We start from the raw sequence: 19,968 nt of genomic DNA on the forward strand, positions 1-19,968 counted from the left end.
TACGACACCGTCTGTCCCATATCGTTGGGGACATGCGGGCAGACCGGTTGTTGCAGATCATCTTGTTGTTGCAGCGGCATGAGCGGTTGAGCGCGCGGGAGCTGGCGGAGCGGCTGGAAGTGTCGTCGCGGACGGTGATGCGGGACATGGAGGCGTTGTCCGCAGCCGGCGTGCCGGTGTACTCCGAGCGCGGCCGCAACGGGGGCTGCGTGTTGCTGCCGGGGTACCGGGCCGATGTCAGCGAGCTCACGCCTCGGGAGGCGCAGGCCTTGTTCGCATGGTCGGGGCGGGCTGCGCTGTCGGACGAGCTCGGGCTGCAGGACGCGCTGCACTCCGCGATGGGCAAGCTGTCCGCGACGCTGCCGGTGGAGCTTCAGGACGACGCGGACGCGCTGTCCGGGGCGATCGTGGTCGACCGGCGCCGGTGGTTCTCGGACGCCGAGGACACCGGTGCCTTGCCAGTACTGCGGCAAGCGGTCGTGAAGCGTCGCCGGGTGCGGCTGCGGTACGCGTCGGCCAGTGAGGGCGTGCAGCGCCGGACTGTTGACCCGTGGGGCTTGGTGGAGCAGGCCGGCCGCTGGTACCTCGTGGCGGCGCATCGTGGGGTCGCTCGGATGTACCGGGTGTCACGGATCGAGCAGGCCGACCTCCTGGACGAGGCGGCGGCGCGGCCCGACCAGTTGGACGTGCGTGCGGAGTGGGAGCGCCTGCGGTCCGGGCTTGAGCGACAGGTCCCGGTGGGCGTCGACGTACTGGTCCGGGTCCGGCCGGACAAGGTCGAGCTGATCCGGCGGATCAGTGCGCCGATGCTGGCCAAAGGGGAGGTGCCGCGCGCTGTGCCGTCGGACGACGAGTGGCCGCACCTGCAGTTGCACTTCCGCGTCAGGGAGGCGGCGTGCGGCGTACTGCTCGGGTTCGCGGGCGATCTGGAGGTGCTGGCGCCGGAGGATCTGCGGGGCCGGATGCTGGAGTTGGCCAGGGCCGCGGTGGCGACGTACGGCTGAGATGCGGACGCCCCGCCGCCGGTGACCCCGTCGCGTGCAACCACGATGGCACTTCCGGCGGTCGGGGCATTCAGTCCGACAGCACCGCGCCACTTTAATACGAGTTCGCCCTACAGCCGAATCACGGGACCCGCGCGATCACGTCTCTTAATGCGTGGCGAGCGTGCGGAACGCTGGTTAGGGTCCGAGAGCATGAGGACTCGGGCAGTGGTGCGGCAGGCCGTGGCGGACGACGCGGAGGCGGTGGCGGCGGTACGTCGGGTGGTGTACCCGTACAAGGCGATGTCGCCCGCTGCCCTCCGGCACATGATCACCGTGCAGTCGCCGGGCGAGCGGTTCCTCCCGCTGGTCGCCGAACGCGATGGTGAGCTGGTCGCCTGGGGATCGGCCGGCCTGAACGTCTGGACGAGCGAACCCGGCCAGTCCGAGGTGACCATCTACGTCCATCCGGAGTACCGCAAGCAGGGCATCGGCAGCGAGCTCGCCGACCGGCTGCACCAGCACCTGACCGAGGTCGGCGCGGTCCGGGTGCGGACGTTCGTGCACCCCGATGGTCTCGAGTTCGCCCGCAACCTCGGGTACGACGGGACCCGGCAGATGCACTACGCAGGCCTCGAGCTGACGGGGCTGCCCGAGCAGCCGCCGACGCCGGAAGGGATCGAGCTGGTCAGCTTCGACGCTGTCGACCCGCGGACGGCGTACACGGCCGACACGATCGTTTCGCTGGACGAGCCGAGCGACTCGCCGCTGGACGCCGTCGAGTTCGACCAGTGGCTCGACGAGATCTGGAACAGCCCGTCGATGGACAAGTCGCTCAGCGTCGGTGCGATGGCCGGCGACGAGCTGGTCGCGTTCACCGTGGTCGAGACCGCCGTTGACCGGATGTGGTCGGGCATGACCGGCACGATTCCGGGGTACCGGGGACGAGGCCTCGCGAAGCTGGTGAAGTCGGCCGCGCTGCGTCGTGCGGCAGCGGCCGGGATCGCTTCGGCGTACACCTCGAACGACGACGAGAACGGCCCGATGATTGCCGTCAACAACTGGCTCGGCTACCGCCGCGTACAGACCGAACTCGGCCTGCTGCGAACCCTCTGAGACAGAGCTGTAATGGGCTGTCACGGGTTGACTTCCGGTATGCACCTGAAAGGGCGTTAGATTCCGGGGGACTCGTTGTTGGAGTGCCCAAGGAGTTTCGGATGGAGATCAGGGCGGCCGGACCGGGGGATGTCGATCAGGCGGTTGCGCTGCACGACTCGCTCGTGCCTTACCTGGTGACCACTCGGGGCATGCTGACCCGCCGGCTTGCGGGACCGGTCGTCCCGGGCAGGGCGACGTTCGCGGCGTTCGACGGCGGCGAACTGGTGGGATGGGCAACGACCGGGCTGATCGGCGGGTCGGATCCGCTGGACGGCGAGCTACGGCTGCTGGTCCGGCCGGAGCACCGGCGCCGGGGCATCGGTACACAGTTGCTGGAGGCAACGCACGCGAACCTGCGGGAGGCGGGCGCGACGACCGCCCGGGTGTTCGCGGATCCGTCCTCGGTCGAGTGGGCCGCGCGGTTCGGGTACCGGCAGACGCGGCGGGTGGTCTACGCGGGCATCGATCCGCGGCAGGCGCAGGACCAGCCCGAGCCGCCGTCCGCCGTAGACCTGGTCGTGCTCACCGACGTACGGCCGGAGGCTCTGTACGCCGTCGACGTCGTTGCCCAGCGCACCAAGCCGGGTGACGCGAAGATCTCCGCGCGGCCGTACGACGAGTGGCTCGCCGCCGTGTGGCAGTCCGAGGACACGGTGCTCGACGTGAGCGTGGCGGCGACGTACCGCGACGAGATCGTGGCGTTCACGCTGGGCCTCGGCGACCACACGATGATCTGGTCCAAGATGACGTCGACGCTGCCGGAGTACCGCGGCCGGGGCCTCGCGAAGCTGGTGAAGGCGGCCGCCCTGCACCGTGCCGCCAACGCCGGCGTACGAGGCGCCTACACCGCCAACTACGACGGCAACACGCCCATGCTCGCCGTCAACGACTGGCTCGGCTACCAGCGGATCGCCACGCACGCCGTCCTGATCTGCCCCCTCTGACCCGTTACGTCCGAAGAACGGTGGCGCGCACCCTCGGATCGTCGGACGTAACGGGTCAGGGGACGAGGAGTACGACGGTTTCCGCGACGCAGGCGGGCTTCGTGGAGTTCTCCAGCTCGATGACCCAGTTGAGCGACACCTGGACGCCGGCCGGGGTCTGCACCGCGTTCGAGATCGAGGCGCCGGCGCGGACCCGGCTGCCGACCGGGACCGGCGCCGGGAAGCGCACCTTGTTCACGCCGTAGTTGAGCTTCGCCGTCACGCCGTCGACCTTGAACAGCTCGTCGCCGAAGCGGGCGATCAGGCTCAGCGTGAGGTAGCCGTGCGCGATCGTCCCGCCGTACGGGCCCTTGGCGGCCCGCTCGACGTCGACATGGATCCACTGGTGGTCACCGGTCGCGTCCGCGAACTGGTTCACCTGCTCCTGGGTGATCTCCAGCCAATCGCTCTCGCCGAGCGTGGTGCCGACCGCATGCACCACCTCGTCGACGCCGTTGAAGGTCTGCGGCATGGTCGCTCCCTCTCAGTTGCGGGGTCCGCCGGCGACGTACAGGACCTGGCCGGAGACGAAACCGGCCTCCTCGCTGCAGAAGAACGACGCAGCGGCGGCGATGTCCTCCGGCTTGCCGGTGCGCTGCACCGGGATGGTCGCGGCGGTCGCCTTCTTGAACTCCTCGAAGTCGACGCCGACCCGGGCCGCGGTGGCCGCCGTCATGTCGGTCTCGATGAAGCCCGGCGCGATCGCGTTCGCGGTGACGCCGAACTTGCCCAGCTCGATCGCCAGCGTCTTCGCCAGACCCTGCAGGCCGGCCTTCGCGGACGCGTAGTTCGCCTGACCGCGGTTGCCGAGCGCCGAGGTGGACGACAGGAAGACCATCCGGCCGTACCCGGCGCCGACCATGTGCGCCTGGCAGGCCTTCGACATCAGGAAGCTGCCCTTGAGGTGCACGGACATGACCGTGTCCCAGTCGTCCTCGGACATCTTGAACAGCAGGTTGTCCCGCAGTACGCCGGCGTTGTTCACCAGGATCGTCGGCGCGCCCAGCTCGGTCGCGACCCGCTCGACCGCGGCCGCGACCTGGTCGGACCTGCTGACGTCGGCGCCGACCGCGATCGCCTTGCCACCGGCGTCGGTGATCGCCTGGACGGTCGCCGCGCAGGCGGCCTCGTCGAGGTCGATGACCGCGACGGCATTCCCGTCCGCGGCGAGCCGCTGCGCGACGGCCGCGCCGATTCCCCGGGCCGCCCCGGTCACGATCGCCACCCGCTGCTCGCTCATCAACCACTCCAATCGGTCAACTGGTCTGCCGGGGACGACATTACCCACGGCCCGTCACGCCGGATGTACCCCGGATGACATGATCGTGGTGTGGATCATCACAACCGCCACGTCTACCACTGTCCGTTGCGCTGGGGCGACATGGACGCGCTTGGTCACGTGAACAACGGCCGGTACGTCGACTACCTGCAGGACGCCCGCGTCGACTTCCTGTTCCGGACCGCGAAGGAGCTCGGCGCCGACACCCTCGAGACCGGGCTGCTGGTCGCCCGGCACGAGGTCCAGTACCGCGCGCCGCTGCACTTCCGCGCGGAGCCGGTCCGGATCGAGCTCTGGATCAGCGAGATCCGGGCCGCGTCGTTCACCGTCGACTACGAGATCCTGGACGCCGAGCCGGAACGCCGTACCTATGTCGAGGCCCGCACCCGGCTGGTGCCGTTCGACTTCAAGGCCAACCGCCTGCGCCGGATCACCCCCGAGGAGCGCACGGCCCTCGAGAAGCTGGTGGGCTCCTGATGTACACGTACCAGGTCCAGGTCCGGTGGTCGGACATCGACTCGTACGACCACGTCAACAACGTCCGGTACTTCGACTACCTGCAGGAGGCGCGGATCGCGTTCCTCACGCAGCTGATGGCGGCGACCGGCGACTACTTCGAGCTGTACCCGTGCGTCCTGGCCAGCCAGACGGTGGACTACCTGCGCCCGATCCTGCTCCGGCATCCGCCGTACGACGTGGACGTGTGGATCGCCGCCGTCGGTACGTCGTCGTACACGCTCGGCTCGCGGATCGTCGACCGCAGCGGCGAGTCCGACGACGTGTACGCGAAGGCGGAGTCGGTGATCGTCGCCGTCGACGGTACGACGCAGGTGAAGCGGCCCCTCGGAGAGGCCGAAAAGGCAGCCCTGCTGAAGCACGTTGTGACTAGTTGAGAGACTAGATCCGATATGACTGAGCAGCAGAGCTTCTACGACGCCGTCGGTGGGGCGGACACCTTCCACCGTTTGGTGGCCGCGTTCTACCGCGGCGTTGCCGCCGACCCGGAGCTGCGGGCGATGTACCCGGAGGAGGATCTCGGCCCGGCCGAGGTGCGTTTCCGGATGTTCCTGGAGCAGTACTGGGGCGGCCCGAAGACGTACTCCGAGCAGCGCGGGCATCCCCGGCTGCGGATGCGGCACGCCCCGTTCGCCGTCACCCCGCGCGCCCGGGACCTGTGGCTGGGCCACATGCGCGCCGCGCTGGACGAGATCGCCCTGACACCGGAACAGGACGAGCAGATCTGGAACTACATGGTGATGGCCGCGCAGAGCATGGTGAACACCGACGAACCGCAGTACCCGGGCGCGATCGACGTGTCCGGCCGCTGAACCTCTTCTAAGGAGACAACACGAGCATGGCTACCACTCGTACGGCGAAGGCGCACTGGGAAGGCTCGCTGATGGAGGGCGCCGGCCAGGTCGCCCTGGAGTCCTCCGGTGTCGGCACCTACGACGTCACCTGGGCCTCCCGCGCGAACGACGCCAACGGCAAGACCAGCCCGGAAGAGCTGATCGCGGCCGCGCACTCGACCTGCTTCTCGATGGCGCTGTCGCACGCGCTGGCCGGTGCGGGCAAGCCGCCGGCGTCGATCGACACCCAGGCCGACGTGACCTTCCAGCCGGGTGAGGGCATCACCGGCATCAAGCTGTCCGTGAACGGCAACGTGCCCGGCCTGACCGCCGACGAGTTCGCCGAGTTCGCCGAGGGCGCGAAGAAGAACTGCCCGGTCTCGCAGGCGCTGTCCGCCGTCCCGATCACGCTGGACGTCACCTTCACCGCCTGAGCTGTGATGGAGCAGTGCCCCGGCGTGCGCGCCGGGGCACTCTTGTGTTCAGCGCCGGTACTGCGCGATCACCTTCGTGAAGTCGTACGCGTTCTGCGAGATCCCGCTGCACGAGTCGCCGTCCGTGTTGCCGCCGCCGCACGACCGGTCGCGATTGACAGCCCAGAACGTGAAGCGGGCCAGGTGGTGCTGCTGCGCGTACGAGAGCAACGTCTTGAAGTCGGACAGCCGGACGGTCTCGCCGGAGTCGTCGGTCTTGCCGTTCATCGACGAGATGCCCATGTGCCGGTACGCCTCGTCGTCGGAGTAGCCGTACGCGCTCTTCAGCCGGGCCTTGAGCCCTTCCTCCGCCTGCTTGGTGAGCGTGGCCATGGTGGTCGAGCCGCCGCCGAAGTCGAACGGCATCAGCACCCAGCCGTCGTTGGCCAGCCCGGCGGCCGCGCCCTTCTTGATCAGGTCGACCCCCGAGGCGTCCGGGCCGCCCTGGTCGGTGCCCATCGTGATGTACGTCGTGATGCCCGGGTTCTTGCTCTTGACGATCTTCAGCGCGCTGACCACCCGCTGCCGGGCGGCCGAGCTGTGGAACTCGGTGTCCTCGATGTCGATGTCGATCGCCTTCAGCTGGTAGGCGTCGATCACCTTCTGGTACGCGCCGGCCAGCGCCGAGGCCGAGCCGCACTTCTCGCCGAGCTTGTTGCCGGACCAGCCGCCGAACGACGGGATCACGTCGCCGCCGGCCGCCCGGATGCTGTTGATCGCGGACTGGTCGGACCCGCCGGTCAGCGGCCGGCTGCCGTCCCACTTCGGGTTGCAGCCGCCGTCGGACAGGACGAACGCCAGCGTGAACCACTTGTTCCCGGCGGCCTTCATCACGTCGGCCGGCTTCTGCGGGTTCCCCCAGCCGAGATACAGGTACGGCGCCGCGGGCATCGCCGCCGCGTCGGCAGCCTGTACCTGCGGGCTGCTCACCGGCCGGGTACTCGCCTGCGCGACGGACGCGACACCGGTCGCCAGACACGCGGCGGTCACCGCGCTCACGAGGATCTTCATGACTCTCCTTGGATCGGGGCGGTCAGAGTCTTCGAATCAATAGGAAGGTTTCCTAATGATTCTGCTCGATCATGACGCCCGGCCTACGCCACGTCAACAGCTGATTTCTCTGTCGGTGCCGCGCGGCAGACTGCGCGCATGGTTGATGACCTGCTCGAGAACCACCTCGCCTTTGCCGAGGCGTTCGCGGAGGTGCAGAGCGCCGCGTTCCTCGAGGAGGGGGAGCCGGACTGCGACTGGTGGCGCCAGATGTTCGGCGAGCGGGCCGTGCAGAACTACGCGGCGCCGGACCAGTACCTGCTGCGCGTCGACGGCGACCCGGCATCGATCACGCTCGTACTACGGACCGACTCCGGTCGTCGGCGTCTACGCGGTCGCCACGAAACCGCAGTACCGCGGCCGCGGACTCGCCACCAGCTTGCTCGCCCAGGTGCGACGTGACGCGGCCGGCAGACGGCTCACACTGCAGGTGGTCGAGGGCTCGGACGCCGAGCGGCTCTACCTCAATGCCGGTTTTCGTCCTGCGTACCGGTCGCCGCCTCTTCGTCGGCCTTAGCCTCGTCCCTTTCGGTGGCGGAGCCGACGCCGGAGGGCGAGGTGCTGTTCGGGTCGCGGGTGGTCAGGTTGCCGATCCGGACGACCTCGCCGTTGCGGACGTACCAGGTGGTGCCGTCCTCGCCACGCAGGGTGGTGATCCGCAGGCCGACCGCGACCACGGTCCCGGTTGCCTTCTCCATGTCGATCAGGTCGCCGACGCCGTACTGGTCCTCGAAGATCATGAACACGCCGGCCAGGAAGTCCTTCACCAGCGTCTGCGCGCCGAAGCCGAGCGCGACGCCGATGATGCTCGCGGAGGCGATCACCGGCAGGATGTTGAACCCGAGCTCGGCGAGCACCATCACCACGAGGACGGCGCTGAGCACGATCGTCACGGTGCTGGTCAGCAGCGACGCGATCGTCTCCGCGCGCTGCGCCCGGCGTTCGTTGGCGAGGGTGTTCTCGACGAACTCCTGGCCGCGCTTGGACTTCGCCAGTACGCCGGCCACCGCGCCGCTCCCGGTCCGCCGGGCGAACCGGCGGATGAGCTTGTGCAGCACCCACCGGAGCACGAAGAAGCCGATGATCAGTCCGGCGATCCGGGCCGGTACGACGACGATCTGATCGGTCATCTCCAGCTTGCCGTCGGAGCCCGTCCGGAAGAAGGTCGGGAAGGAGCTCGGCAGCGAAAACAGGGGGTGACTGACTAGGGACACAAGGTAGTTGGTCAGAATAGGCATCTCGCCGCCTGATGTTAGTAGGGCTGACAAGGAGAAGCGATCGCATGTCGAGCCGGCTGGACGACGAGCTTTCCAGGCTCGTGAGCGCTGGTGTGCTCCGCCAGTACCAGGCCGACTCGATCCGGGACGCCGCCGACGCGGAGATCGGCGCGGCGCTCGCGGACCCGGGCCGGCCGCGGCCGTCCAAGGACCCCGCCGAGCCCGCGGAACCTGAGACGGCCAAGCGGAAGACGCCGCCGATAGCGGTCCATACCAACGCCCTCGTCGAGGTTCTCGGGTACGTCGGCGGCGCGCTGCTGCTCGGCGCCGTGGCGCTCCTGACCTTGGCGAACTGGGGTGAAATGGGGCGTGCGGCGCGGATCAGCACCGGTACGACGGCCGCCGTCGTACTGCTCGGTGCCGCCGTCGTTCTGGCCGTGCTGGGACGTCGTGCGCAGCTGAGTGCGGCGCTCGCTTCGCTGGGGTGCTGCGTGGCCGGGTTCGCGACGTTCGTGGCCGTCGAGGGGGAAGCCGGGCGGGTCGCCGGTGTGCTCGTCGCGCTCGCGCTGGCGGCCGGCGGACTGTGGTGGCTGAAGGAGTCGTCGTTGCTGGTGGCAACGTTCGGGATCCTGGCCGTCGGTGTGCTGGTGATCACCTCGGACGTCCTGACTCCGGACGCCGGGTCAGCCGCGAACAGCGCGGGGATCGCCGGCACCGGGTTCATCATCGTGGCGTTCGCGTTCGCGATGCTCGGCCTGGTTCGCGATCAGGTGACATCGTGGTCACTCGCCGGAGCCGCGATGTTCAGCTCGTCGATCTGCTGGCTGGTGCAGGAGCGCGGAGAGATCATGGCGCTGGCCGTCGGTACGGCGGGACCGGCCGCGCTGCTGGTCGCGTACGGGCGGACCCGGCGCTCGGCGTACGCCGTGGTGGGCTGCGCGATCCTCCTGGTGATCTGGCCGACGGCCCTGTACCAGCTGACCGACAACCTCGGCGGCGTAGCGATCGGCCTGGTCGTCGCGAGCGGCGTACTGCTCCTGGCGGTCGTCATGCTGAGCCGCCGCCGTTCGAACGAGTAACGCAACGCGCGCCGTTTGGCCGTACCTGCGGTTGATACGGCAGACTCGCTGGGGTGACAGCTCCCACTCCGGCCCTTGTCGAGCTTGCAGTCGCCCATGGCGTGGCCACGGAGTACTGGAACTGGCAAGGCGAGCACGTGGTCGTCTCCACCGAGGTCGTGTCCGAGGTGCTCGCTGCGCTCGGTGTCGACGCGTCTACACCGCAGAAGGCCGTCCTCGCGCTCGCTGAGCATCAGCTGGCGCGCTGGCGCCGTACGCTGCCTGCCACCGTGGTGATGCGTGAGGGTTGGACGCCTTGGTTCGCCGTACACCTGCCGCACGGGTCTGCGGCCGAGGTGTGGGTGGACCTCGAGGACGGCGGTCACCGGCGGGACCTCCCGCAGCAGGACCATTGGGTCGAGCCGGAGTGGATCGACGGCGTACAGGTCGGTGAGGCGACGTTCCAGCTGCCCGGAGACCTGCCGCTCGGCTACCACCGGTTGTGCGCGCGGGTCGGCACCAACCCGGAGATCTCGGTCAGCACGCTGATCGTCACGCCGCGGAAGCTGGAGCCCGAGAAGCTGCCCCGCACGTGGGGCTGGGTCCTCCAGCTGTACTCCGTGCGCTCCCGGCGCTCGTGGGGTATCGGCGACCTCCACGACCTGGGTGACCTGGCTGCGTGGTCAGCGCACGACCTGGGGGCTGGCTTCGTCCTGGTGAACCCCTTGCACGCTGCCGAGCTGGCCGGCCGTATGGAGCCCTCGCCGTACCTCCCGGCGTCACGGCGGTTCGGGAACCCGATCTACCTGCGCATCGAGGACATCGACGAGTACGGCGACCTCACGCCGATGGAGCGCGACCAGGTACGGGCGTTGGCGCTGCAGGTGCGGGCGCTGAGTGAGGACTCGACCGCGCTCGACCGGGACACCGTCTGGGCCGCGAAGCGTGAGGCGCTCCAGGTGCTGTTCCGCGTGCAGCCGTCGGTAGGGCGGATCGCGGAGTACGGCGCGTACTGCGACCGTGAGAGTCAGGGGCTGATCGACTTCGCGACCTGGGCCGCGATCGCCGACGTCCACGGCCCCGAATGGAGCAAGTGGCCGGAGGAACTGCAGGAGCCGACGACCCCGGCTGTTGTTGCCTTCCGCAATGAAAACCCGGATGCGGTCGAGTTCCACTGCTGGCTGCAGTGGCAGCTGGACGAGCAGCTCGGGCGCACGCAGGCTCGGGCGAAGGCCGCCGGGATGGCCCTGGGCGTCGTACACGACCTGGCGGTCGGTGTGCATCCAGACGGCGCCGACGCCTGGGCCTTGCAGCACGTGCTCGCGAAGAACATCCACGTAGGCGCTCCGCCGGACGCGTTCAACCAGCAGGGACAGGACTGGTCGCAGCCGCCGTGGAGGCCTAACGCGCTGGCCGAGACCGGGTACGCCGCCTGGCGCGACCTGGTACGGGCGGTGATGCGGCACGGTGGCGGGCTGCGGATCGACCACATCCTCGGCATGTTCCGGCTGTGGTGGGTCGCGTCGCCGGAGCGGCCTACCGAGGGCACGTACGTGCGGTACGACCACGAGGCGCTGGTGGGCATCCTGGTGCTGGAGGCGCAGCGTGCCGGGGTCACCGTGATCGGTGAGGACCTGGGCACCGTGGAGCCGTGGGTGCGCGACTACCTCACCGAACGCGGCGTTCTTGGTACGTCAGTGCTCTGGTTCGAGCGGGACGCGAATGGCAAGCCCCTGGCTCCGGAGCGGTGGCGGGAGCTGTGCCTGGCCACCGTCACGACGCATGACCTGCCGCCGACGGCCGGGTACCTGGCCGGCGACCACGTGCAGCTACGGAACCGGCTAGGCCTGCTCGCTCGACCCGTGGCCGAAGAGCTCGCTGTTGACGAGGCGGACCGCGATGCGTGGCTCAACGCGCTCCGTGAGCGTCACCTGCTCAGCAACACCGACGGGGACGTCGAGCGGATCGTCGAGGCGTTGCACCGGTACGTCGCGCACACGCCGGCGAAGCTGGTCGGTGTCGCGCTGACCGACGCCGTGGGCGAGCGCCGTACGCAGAATCAGCCGGGCACCACCGACGAATACCCGAACTGGCGGGTGCCGCTCGGCGGACCCGAGGGAGAGCCGGTCCTGGTCGAGGATCTGCCCAACAACCTGCGCCTGCGCCGGCTGATCGGAGCGCTCAACATCTAGCTTTCCGTGTCCACCTGCTCACGAACCGTTGACAATAGATTTGAACGGTTGTTTTCTATTGAGCAGGAGAGGCGCCCTTCCTTCACTGTCCACCGCCCCAACAGTGCAAGGAGATCGCATGCTGCGGATACGCAAGTTCAGCATGGCCGGGATCGCCGTCGGCGCGCTCGCGCTGACGGTCTGTACGTCGGTACCGCTGACCGTCACGATGAACGGCAGCCGGCCGCCGAGCGACGTCGCCCATCCGGGGACCATCCCGTCCGGCCGGTCCGGGCGGCACATGATCCTCGCGGTCTGGACGATCGCCGACACCGGCAACGCCTTCTACCAGTGCTCGGACGTTAGTTTCTGATTCAATCTGACGTTTCGCCAATATCTTTCGCGGGAAGTTCACTCCTTGAAAAACCGCCCCGTTTTCAAGGAGTGTCCCCATGAAATCAGTGCTCCGACGTGTCCTCGTACCGCTCGTCGCCGTCGTCGCCGGTCTGCTGCCCGGTGTGGTGGTGGTCGAACAGGCCTCTGCCTTGACCAAGATGACGCACGCCCAGGCGACCGCGATCTTCAGCGCCACCGGCATCACCTGGTCGTCCAGTGGCAACTGCTCGAACCGCAATGTCGCGAGCTGTACGTCGTTCGACCAGATCAACGACAGCACCGTGTACGGCGTTCGTACGCTCAAGAACGCGAGCGGATGCGCGATCAACATCACCGGCGGGACCGAGACCGGGCATGCCAGCGGTACGTACAGCCACTGGAACGGGTACAAGGTCGACCTCGGGAAGAACACCTGCATCACGAACTACATCCACGGGTTCACCCGGATCGCGAACCGCGGCGACGGCTACCCGCAGTGGCAGTCCGGCGCCGGCAACATCTACGCGGACGAGGGCAGCCACTGGGACGTCACGTACTACAACTGCGGAGGTTGCTGAACAGCACAAAAACAGCCGCGCTCCGCGCGGGTTTGTCGCGAGGGCTGCGGGTGGTTGCTGAACTGAACAAAACAGCCGCGCTCCGCGAGGGGCTGCGGCGGGGGTTGTTGGGAGGTGTGGTGGGAGGGGGTGTTGGCTTGGTGGTGGCCCCTCGGTTGTGGTGGTGGTGTGACGTACTAGGCTGCGGGCGTGATTGCTGAATTGTCCGGGCACTCGTTGCTGGTGTTCGTCGGGATTCCGGTGCTGGTGATCTCGGTGGTGGCGTTGCTGACGTTCGCCTCCTCGATCGCGAACGGGCCGCGGTACCGTCCGGGGCTGTCCTGGTGGGCACCGCCGGTCTGGATCAACGGCCCGGCCGCCACCAAGCCCGACCCCGCCAACCTGCCCGAGCTGGAACCCGCTCCGGCTGCCACCGCGACCGCCGGCAGCGGCGTCGCCCGCACGATCGGAGGCGCAAGTGCCAGCTGGTGACGCTTTCACCCCTGACCAGCTCTACGACCTCGAGCGCGCGGTCCGGAACGCCGAGGAGGCGTCCGGCCTGCACTTCTCGGTGTACGTCGGGGGCGCCGACTCCGAGACCCGTCCGTTCGCCGTCGAGCTGCTGAACGAGCTGGACGACCCGGACAACACCGTGCTGGTGTACGTCGACCCGGCCGGCCGCCGGCTCGAGATCGTCTCCGGCGAGCAGGCCCGCCGCCAGCTGTCGGACACGTCCGCCGGCCTGGCCGCACTGACCATGCAGACGTCGTTCGCAACCGGTGACCTGGCCGGCGGCCTCGTCACCGGCGTACAGCAACTCGGCGCCCACGCGCACCAGCCGCCGCTGCTGCACGCGAACAACGAGCCGCACAAGCTCTAGTGTCCGCACTGCGGCCGCATCGCATCGAGCTGGGCGATGTGGTTCTCCGCCCGTTCGTCGCGTCCGACGAAGCTGCGGTGGCCTCGGCGCTCGAAGATCCCGGCATCCTGCGCTGGACGGCCGGGATCGCGGTCATCAGCTCACCGGCGGACCTCCGGGCCCGCAGGTGGCTGGAGCCGCGGATCGACGGCTGGGCGCGCGGCAACGCGATCTTCGCGATCGCCGAGCGCGACACCGACCAGGTGATCGGCCACGTCGCGCTGCGGGACGTGCACCGCGTCCCCGATCAGGCCGTCGCGGCGTACTGGGTGAGCCCGGTCGCCCGTGGCCGCCGGCTGGGTGCCCGGGCGCTGGACGCCGCTGCACGCTGGGGCTTCGCCACCGACGGCCTCCGCCTGCACCGCATCTCGCTCGACCACTCGCTCGTCAACGAGGGGTCCTGCCACGTCGCGCTCCGCGCCGGGTTCCGGCTCGAGGGCGTGATGCGTGAGTACTACGTCGAGCCGACCGGGCAGCGGCACGACTCACACCTGCACGCCCGGCTCGCGACCGACGCCGTACCTCAGCCGGCCGGTTCGTAGGTCGGGCACGGGCTCGGGTACGCCGCCTGCGTGCGCGGGTCCTGGCACAGGGTAACCATCTGCTCGGACGACGAGCCCGGACCGAGGTACACGACCCAGGTGCCGGTGATCGGTGCCAGCGAGCTGTCCGTCAACCCCCGGTACTGACCGCTCACCAGCATCGCCTTCGCCGGGATCCCGGCCCGCGTGACCTTCGTGGCGGTGGCCTTCGCCGTGTCTCCCGCGTCGGCGGGGTACTTGTCCAGTACGGCGATCCACTCGCCGTGCTTGAACTTCGGCGACTCCGGGCCGGTGTTCACCGGCGGCACCGTGGTTGTCTGCACCTTGACCGTCGGCTGCGTCTGGGAGACGGGTGGCTTCCGGTCCGCCTTCGTGACACTCCCGGAGGCGCTCGCGGTCGGCGCCGCGGCCCCGTCGTCGGTCCCCGAACCCATCCGCAGACCGTCCGCCGTCGGACCCGTGGTCGTGCCACGCGTGAGGATGAACGCGAACACGGCAACCAGCGCCAGCCCGGCCACGATGCCCGCGCTGACCGCACTCCGCGACCGCTTCTTCTTCCTGCGATGACCGACACGTGTCACAGCGAGGGCCCCTCCCCTGAGCTATCCGGTGCAGCCTAAACCCAACTCCGGCAAAAGTGAGCGGCTTTCAGGTGGCGAGAATCTCTTTCCCGCGAGGGAAATCGCGCACCGCACACGACCCCTCACGATCCGCCGACCAACAATCGTTTGACTCTCGCAAGTGGCGTCCGCGCCATCACCGGGCGCACATCGCCCGGCCGTACGCACGGCTGCACGCTGCGAGGCTCCTCAACGACGACGCGGTCTGCCAGGGTTCTTGACCTAGACAGCGCTCTAGTTGTTTGGCTGGCGGTATGCGAGAGCTGATGATTGGGAGCGACCCCGCGCGGCAGCGCCGGGTCAGCACGATCGCCCTCGGGGCGATGCTGATGGGAACGGTGACCGACGAGGCGACCTCGTTCGCGGTCCTGGACCGGTACGTCGAGGGCGGCGGGACGTTCGTCGACACGGCCAACAACTACGCGTTCTGGGTCAACGGCACCCAGGGCGGCGAGAGCGAGCAGCTGGTCGGGCGCTGGCTGAAGAGCCGCGGGGTGGGCGACGAGCTCACCATCGCGACCAAGGTGGGCGGGCGACCGCCGCAGCCTGCCAGGCAGCTGAGCGAGAACCTCGAAGGCCTGTCCGCACAGGTGGTCAAGGAGTCGCTGGCCCGCAGCCTCGACAACCTCGGCCGGGACCACGTCGACGTGTACTACGCCCACATCGACGACCCCGCCGTACCGGTTGAACAGCAGGTCGAGACGTTCGGATCACTGGTAAAGGAGGGGATGGTCAGCCTCGTCGGGCTGAGCAACTACTGGACCTGGAGGCTCGAGCGTTACCGCGCACTGGCGGCCCAGGCCGGACTACCGGGGCACGACCTGCTGCAGTACCACCACACGTACTTCCGGGCGCGGACCGACCTCGGTGGACTCCGTTCGAAGGACGGGAGCATCGGCGTCGCCGAGGGCAACCTGCTCAGCTACCTGCGGGCTGAGCCCGGTCCCACGTTGGTGGCGTACTCACCACTGCTCAGTGGCGGCTACGTGCGAGCCGACAGGCCCTTGGACGAGTCTTACGACCACGCCGGTACGAGAGCTCGCAAGATCGCGCTGGACGAGGTTGTGAAGGAGACAGGCGCAACGGCGAACCAGGTGGTGCTCTCTTGGCTGACAGGTGGTGAGATCCCGACGGTGGCACTGGTAGGTGCGTCCTCGGTCGCCCAGATCGGCGAGAGCCTTGCGGCTGCCGAGCTGGAGCTCACATCGGACCAGCGCCAGCGCCTTGACGCAGCGGGTAACAACTAGGTCCCTGACGGGATCCCGTCGTACCGGACCGTCGGGCGGGTGTCGAGCACGTCGTCCAGCCAGCCGTCCACGTCGACCTCCCCGGACAGGATGTGGCTCACGTACGCCGCGCGCTCGTGGCTGACCACCTCCTGCTCCCAGACGCACGGCGCGGCACCGATCGGCGCCGGGCGCAGGTCGTCGACGTCCATCCCGCTGAAGATGCTCAACCGGGACTGGAAGTCCCGCGCCCAGCTCTGCACCACCAGGTAGACACCGTCGTCGCCCAGATGCAGTACGACGACTCCGAGCCCGACGGCGCCCATGGCGTCGTCGAACTCGAGCTGCCGGGTCGCAGTACTCCGGGCGATCTCGACCATCTGGTCGTCCCACTGCCGTCCGCGGGCCGTGACGATGTACGGCTTCACCAGGCGGTTGGCGTAGCGCCAGGGCATCAGGGGAGTGACGGGGCGGGGTCGGTACGCCTCTGCGAGTCCGGTCAGCGCAACAGCTGCCGCACCAGCCAAGGCGGGATCAGAGGCGGGCACCGTCCCAGTCTCCCCCAACCAAGGCCCAACGTCCGAACAACTGTGGTCGATAACCCTCAGTTCTTCGGACGTAAGGCGGGATGAGTGGTCAGGCGATGGTGTCGGTGGCCTGGGCGGCGATCGCGCGGGTGAGGTCCGCTTGGGCTTCTGTGACGTAGCGGAGGGTCGGGGCGTCGACCGACGTCGACTCCGCGGCCAGCCAGCCTGTGACGGCGTCCAGGGCCGCCTGGTCAGCCAGGTGCCGCGGGGACAGGTAGACCAGCACGTTCTCGCCCATGGACGAGCCGAGCCGCGTGTACACGTCCTTGGCCGCGCTCAGGTACTTGTCGACGTACGGCCGAAGGAGGTCCTCCTGGCCGGGCTGCTGGAAGCCGAGGATGGTCCGGAACTGGGTTTCGTTCGGGGTGTCCTCGGACTCCACCGCGACCCGCCAGGCCTCTTCCTTGGCCTCCGCGGTCGGCCGGGCGGCACGGGCCTGGGCGGCCCGCTCCTGACCGGTGATCGTGGTGTCGCGGGTCAGCTCGTCGTCGATCTCGGCGGCACCGATCCGGCCGAGCCGGGCCAGCGCCACGATCAGCGTCCAGCGCAGGTCGGTGTCGACGACCAGGCCTGCCGGCAGGTCACGGCCGTCCAACCAGCCGGCCAGCCGCTCGGCACCGGCCTCTGAGAACACGGCCGAGCTGTACGCACGGACGAACGCGAGCTGGTGGTCGCTGCCCGCCTCCGAGTCGGCCACCAGCTCGGACAGCGCCTGCTCGTACTGCGCGCGCAGGGCCGCCCGGTTCTGCGGGGCGGCGTACTGGTTGATCGCGCTGCTGGCCTGGTTGAGCAGCGAGCGCACACCGGTCAGGTCGGTCTCTGCCCGGATCCCGCGCAGCACGATGCCGACGTACTGGCTGGCCGGCATCTCCGCGTCCCGGGTCATGTCCCAGGCCGAACCCCAGGCGAGTGCCCTGGGCAACGATTCGGTGAGCTGGTCGATCGACTCCACCAGGGTCGCCCGGGACCGCTCGTCGAGCCGGATCTTCGCGTAGGTCAGGTCGTCGTCGTTCAGCAGGACCAGGTCCGGCTGGGTCGCGCCGGTCAGCTCCGGGAGCTCCGTGCGCGCGCCGTCGATGTCCACCTCGAACCGCTCGGTCCGCACCAGGCCCTCAGCGGTACGCCGGTACAGGCCGACGGCCAGCCGGTGCGGCCGCAGTACCGGGAACTTGTCCGTCGCCGTCTGCTCGATCGCGAACGACGTGAAGGCACCGGCAGCGTCGACGCTGAAGTCGGCGCGCAGCGTGTTCACCCCGGCGGTCTGCAGCCAGCGCTCGGTCCAGTCGTCGAGGTCGCGGCCGGAGGCCTTTTCCAGCGGCTTCAGCAGGTCGGTCAGCTCGGTGTTCCCGAACGCGTGATCCTTGAAGTACTCCTTCAGCGCGGTGACGAAGGTCTCCTCGCCGACGAAAGCCACCAGCTGCCGCAGGGTCGACGCGCCCTTGGCGTAGGTGATGCCGTCGAAGTTCACCTCGACCGCGTGGAAGTCGATCATGTCCGCGGCGATCGGGTGTGTCGTGGGCAGCTGGTCCTGCCGGTAGGCCCAGTTCTTCCGGGCGTTGCAGAACGTCGTCCAGGCGTCGGAGTACTTCGTCGTCGCGACCACCTGCGCCCAGTGGCTGGCCCACTCGGCGAACGACTCGTTCAGCCACAGGTCGTCCCACCAGGTCATCGTGACCAGGTCGCCGAACCACATGTGCGCCAGCTCGTGCAGCACGGTGTTGGCGCGGGCCTCCAGCTCCGCGTGCGTCGTCCGGCTGCGGAACAGGTACTCGTCCCGGAGCGTCACGCAGCCCGCGTTCTCCATCGCGCCCATGTTGTACTCCGGCACGAAGGCCTGGTCGTACTTGTGGAACGGGTACGGCGTACCGAACGCTTCCTCGAACAGCGCGAAGCCCTGCTTGGTGACCTCGAACAGGTCGTCGACGTCCAGCGCGCCCTTCAGCGACGGACGGCACAGCAGCGACAGCGGGTACGTCCCGTGCGGGCCTTCGTACACGTCCGTGACCACGTGGTACGGACCCGCGACGACCGCGGTGATGTACGTCGAGATCCGCTCGGTCGGCGGGAACTCCCAGCGCGCCAGCTGCTCCCCGTCCGGGCCCTGGTACGGCGTCGGCTCCGGGGTCGGGGCATTCGAGATCACGACCCAGCGGGCCGGTGCGGAGACGGTGAAGGTGAACGGCGCCTTCAGATCGGGCTGCTCGAAGGTCGCGAACACCCGGCGGGCGTCCGGCACCTCGAACTGGGTGTAGAGGTAGGTCTCCTTGTCGGCCGGATCGACCGATCGGTGCAGCCCTTCACCGGTCCGCGAGTACAGGCAGTCCGCCACGACGATGAGCTCGTTGCGCTCGGCCAGCCCGTCGAGCTGGATACGGGCGCCGTCGTAGACCGCGTCCGGGTCCAGCGCGACGCCGTTCAGCGTCACCTCGCGGATCTTGTCCGCGATCAGGTCGGCGAAGGTGCTCGCGCCGGCCTCGGCGGCGAACGTGATGGTGGTCACCGACGGGAACGTCGGTGCGCCGGTCGGGGCGTTGGCCAGCTCGAGCTCGATCGAGTAACTCACGTCACTGACCACACCCGCACGGGAACGCGCCTCGTCGCGCGTCAGGTTGGTTCCAGGCATGTCCGCATCCTATGCACCTGGATCTCGGGTTCGCCGAGGGTTTCCCCCCGACATCGGGTATTGGATACCAAGACGGTATATCGGTTCTTCAACTTTGTATGATGGTGAATATGACTGCCTCCGCTGATTTCTGGTTCGACCCGGCCTGCCCCTGGGCCTGGATGACGTCTCGCTGGATGCTCGAGGTCGAGCAGGTCCGGGACGTGAAGACGACGTGGCACGTGATGAGCCTCGCCGTCCTGAACGACGGCCGGGACGAGCTCCCGGAGCAGTACCGGAGTTTCCTGACCAACGCGTGGGGCCCGGTGCGGGTGCTGATCGCGGCCGAGGAGGCGCACGGCAACGACGTACTGCTGCCGCTCTACACCGCGCTCGGCAAGCGGATCCACGTCGAGGGTCGCGGCATCGCCGACGAGAACGTGCTGCCCGAAGCACTCGCCGAGGCCGGCCTGCCGGCATCGCTCATCGAGGCAGCCGGCACCGACCTGTACGACGACGCGCTGAAGAAGTCGCACCACGCCGGCATGGACCAGGTCGGCATGGAGGTCGGTACGCCGGTGATCGCGGTCGAGGGCACCGCCTTCTTCGGGCCGGTGGTGACGCCTGCGCCGAAGGGCGAGGCGGCCGGCAAGCTCTGGGACGGCGTCCGGCTGGTGGCCGGCACCGAGGGCTTCTTCGAGATCAAGCGCACCCGGGACCGCGGCCCGATCTTCGACTGACGGTTCAGGGCTTGAACTGGAGCCGCCCGAACGGTGAAAGTTGCTCACTCAAGAATCCGTCCAGTGGGTGAGTAGGTTT

The 19,968-nt window shown here is 68.7% G+C and carries 24 protein-coding genes; 17 read left to right on the plus strand and 7 right to left on the minus strand.

Annotated features, from left to right (window positions below; translation table 11 throughout):
• Positions 1-32: 32 nt before the first annotated feature.
• From JOF29_RS36050 to JOF29_RS36060, 3 genes are all read left to right on the plus strand, one after another.
• Positions 33-1,004: a helix-turn-helix transcriptional regulator gene (locus JOF29_RS36050; protein WP_209698822.1), complete on the plus strand. Its 972-nt coding sequence runs from the start codon at positions 33-35 to the stop codon at positions 1,002-1,004.
• A 192-nt stretch (positions 1,005-1,196) separates the two neighbouring features.
• Entirely contained in the window at positions 1,197-2,099 is a 903-nt protein-coding gene (locus JOF29_RS36055; RefSeq protein WP_209698823.1) for a GNAT family N-acetyltransferase, read from the plus strand.
• A gap of 101 nt (positions 2,100-2,200) precedes the next feature.
• Positions 2,201-3,085: a GNAT family N-acetyltransferase gene (locus JOF29_RS36060; protein WP_209698824.1), complete on the plus strand. Its 885-nt coding sequence runs from the start codon at positions 2,201-2,203 to the stop codon at positions 3,083-3,085.
• Positions 3,086-3,140: 55 nt separating this feature from the next.
• On the opposite strand, the gene JOF29_RS36065 is transcribed toward JOF29_RS36060, so the two are convergent.
• Both JOF29_RS36065 and JOF29_RS36070 read right to left on the minus strand, forming a co-directional pair.
• A complete protein-coding gene (locus JOF29_RS36065; protein WP_209698825.1) occupies positions 3,141-3,596 on the minus strand; it encodes a MaoC family dehydratase in 456 nt (151 codons plus the stop codon).
• Positions 3,597-3,608: 12 nt separating this feature from the next.
• Positions 3,609-4,364 (minus strand): SDR family oxidoreductase, encoded by a 756-nt coding sequence (locus tag JOF29_RS36070; protein ID WP_209698826.1) that lies wholly within the window; start codon positions 4,362-4,364, stop codon positions 3,609-3,611.
• 90 nt (positions 4,365-4,454) lie between these two features.
• Between JOF29_RS36070 and JOF29_RS36075 the strand changes: the two genes are divergently transcribed.
• Genes JOF29_RS36075 through JOF29_RS36090 form a run of 4 tightly spaced genes read left to right on the plus strand, consistent with a single transcriptional unit; the run spans position 4,455 to position 6,186 of the window.
• Positions 4,455-4,880: an acyl-CoA thioesterase gene (locus JOF29_RS36075; protein ID WP_307863862.1), complete on the plus strand. Its 426-nt coding sequence runs from the start codon at positions 4,455-4,457 to the stop codon at positions 4,878-4,880.
• Positions 4,880-5,296, plus strand: a complete 417-nt coding sequence (locus JOF29_RS36080; RefSeq protein WP_245359803.1) for an acyl-CoA thioesterase — start codon at positions 4,880-4,882, stop codon at positions 5,294-5,296. Before JOF29_RS36075 ends, JOF29_RS36080 begins: the two co-directional genes overlap by 1 nt.
• Positions 5,297-5,311: 15 nt before the next feature.
• Positions 5,312-5,731 carry a globin gene (locus JOF29_RS36085; protein ID WP_209698827.1) on the plus strand — a complete coding sequence of 140 codons (420 nt, stop codon included), beginning with the start codon at positions 5,312-5,314 and terminating at the stop codon, positions 5,729-5,731.
• Between the two features lie 26 nt (positions 5,732-5,757).
• On the plus strand, positions 5,758-6,186 hold the full coding sequence (locus JOF29_RS36090; RefSeq protein ID WP_209698828.1) for an OsmC family protein: 429 nt from the start codon (positions 5,758-5,760) through the stop codon (positions 6,184-6,186).
• A 48-nt stretch (positions 6,187-6,234) separates the two neighbouring features.
• Here the strand turns inward: JOF29_RS36090 and JOF29_RS36095 are convergent, their stop codons facing one another.
• Positions 6,235-7,236, minus strand: a complete 1,002-nt coding sequence (locus JOF29_RS36095) for a chitinase (RefSeq protein ID WP_209698829.1) — start codon at positions 7,234-7,236, stop codon at positions 6,235-6,237.
• Between the two features lie 145 nt (positions 7,237-7,381).
• On the opposite strand from JOF29_RS36095, the gene JOF29_RS36100 reads away from it, so the two are divergent.
• Positions 7,382-7,792: a GNAT family N-acetyltransferase gene (locus JOF29_RS36100; protein WP_372446405.1), complete on the plus strand. Its 411-nt coding sequence runs from the start codon at positions 7,382-7,384 to the stop codon at positions 7,790-7,792.
• On the opposite strand, the gene JOF29_RS36105 is transcribed toward JOF29_RS36100, so the two are convergent.
• Positions 7,740-8,405, minus strand: a complete 666-nt coding sequence (locus tag JOF29_RS36105) for a mechanosensitive ion channel family protein (protein WP_245359807.1) — start codon at positions 8,403-8,405, stop codon at positions 7,740-7,742. The two genes, JOF29_RS36100 and JOF29_RS36105, sit on opposite strands and share 53 nt — an antisense overlap.
• Positions 8,406-8,557: 152 nt before the next feature.
• On the opposite strand from JOF29_RS36105, the gene JOF29_RS36110 reads away from it, so the two are divergent.
• The 7 genes from JOF29_RS36110 (at position 8,558) to JOF29_RS36140 (ending at position 14,114) form a co-directional block, all read left to right on the plus strand.
• On the plus strand, positions 8,558-9,571 hold the full coding sequence (locus JOF29_RS36110) for a hypothetical protein (protein ID WP_209698832.1): 1,014 nt from the start codon (positions 8,558-8,560) through the stop codon (positions 9,569-9,571).
• Between the two features lie 53 nt (positions 9,572-9,624).
• Positions 9,625-11,742, plus strand: a complete 2,118-nt coding sequence (gene malQ / locus JOF29_RS36115) for a 4-alpha-glucanotransferase (RefSeq protein ID WP_209698833.1) — start codon at positions 9,625-9,627, stop codon at positions 11,740-11,742.
• A gap of 118 nt (positions 11,743-11,860) precedes the next feature.
• Positions 11,861-12,094, plus strand: a complete 234-nt coding sequence (locus JOF29_RS36120; protein WP_209698834.1) for a lytic polysaccharide monooxygenase — start codon at positions 11,861-11,863, stop codon at positions 12,092-12,094.
• Positions 12,095-12,173: 79 nt separating this feature from the next.
• Positions 12,174-12,674: a hypothetical protein gene (locus JOF29_RS36125; protein WP_209698835.1), complete on the plus strand. Its 501-nt coding sequence runs from the start codon at positions 12,174-12,176 to the stop codon at positions 12,672-12,674.
• A gap of 189 nt (positions 12,675-12,863) precedes the next feature.
• On the plus strand, positions 12,864-13,145 hold the full coding sequence (gene ctaJ / locus JOF29_RS36130; protein ID WP_209698836.1) for an aa3-type cytochrome oxidase subunit CtaJ: 282 nt from the start codon (positions 12,864-12,866) through the stop codon (positions 13,143-13,145).
• Positions 13,132-13,533 carry a DUF5130 family protein gene (locus JOF29_RS36135; protein WP_307863864.1) on the plus strand — a complete coding sequence of 134 codons (402 nt, stop codon included), beginning with the start codon at positions 13,132-13,134 and terminating at the stop codon, positions 13,531-13,533. The genes ctaJ and JOF29_RS36135 overlap by 14 nt, the downstream gene beginning before the upstream one ends.
• Complete coding sequence (locus JOF29_RS36140; protein ID WP_209698837.1) at positions 13,533-14,114, plus strand: GNAT family N-acetyltransferase; 582 nt, start codon at positions 13,533-13,535, stop codon at positions 14,112-14,114. The genes JOF29_RS36135 and JOF29_RS36140 overlap by 1 nt, the downstream gene beginning before the upstream one ends.
• On the opposite strand, the gene JOF29_RS36145 is transcribed toward JOF29_RS36140, so the two are convergent.
• Positions 14,096-14,695: a hypothetical protein gene (locus JOF29_RS36145; protein WP_209698838.1), complete on the minus strand. Its 600-nt coding sequence runs from the start codon at positions 14,693-14,695 to the stop codon at positions 14,096-14,098. The genes JOF29_RS36140 and JOF29_RS36145 overlap by 19 nt on opposite strands.
• Positions 14,696-14,988: 293 nt before the next feature.
• Between JOF29_RS36145 and JOF29_RS36150 the strand changes: the two genes are divergently transcribed.
• Positions 14,989-15,981 (plus strand): aldo/keto reductase, encoded by a 993-nt coding sequence (locus JOF29_RS36150; RefSeq protein WP_209698839.1) that lies wholly within the window; start codon positions 14,989-14,991, stop codon positions 15,979-15,981.
• Here JOF29_RS36150 and JOF29_RS36155 read toward each other — a convergent pair.
• On the minus strand, positions 15,978-16,415 hold the full coding sequence (locus JOF29_RS36155; RefSeq protein ID WP_209698840.1) for a hypothetical protein: 438 nt from the start codon (positions 16,413-16,415) through the stop codon (positions 15,978-15,980). The genes JOF29_RS36150 and JOF29_RS36155 overlap by 4 nt on opposite strands.
• Before the next feature lie 181 nt (positions 16,416-16,596).
• On the minus strand, positions 16,597-19,170 hold the full coding sequence (gene pepN, locus JOF29_RS36160) for an aminopeptidase N (RefSeq protein WP_209698841.1): 2,574 nt from the start codon (positions 19,168-19,170) through the stop codon (positions 16,597-16,599).
• 110 nt (positions 19,171-19,280) lie between these two features.
• On the opposite strand from pepN, the gene JOF29_RS36165 reads away from it, so the two are divergent.
• Complete coding sequence (locus tag JOF29_RS36165; protein ID WP_209698842.1) at positions 19,281-19,889, plus strand: mycothiol-dependent nitroreductase Rv2466c family protein; 609 nt, start codon at positions 19,281-19,283, stop codon at positions 19,887-19,889.
• Positions 19,890-19,968: the final 79 nt, after the last annotated feature.

The sequence above is a fragment of the Kribbella aluminosa genome, from assembly GCF_017876295.1.
In the GTDB taxonomy this organism is placed as follows: domain Bacteria; phylum Actinomycetota; class Actinomycetes; order Propionibacteriales; family Kribbellaceae; genus Kribbella; species Kribbella aluminosa.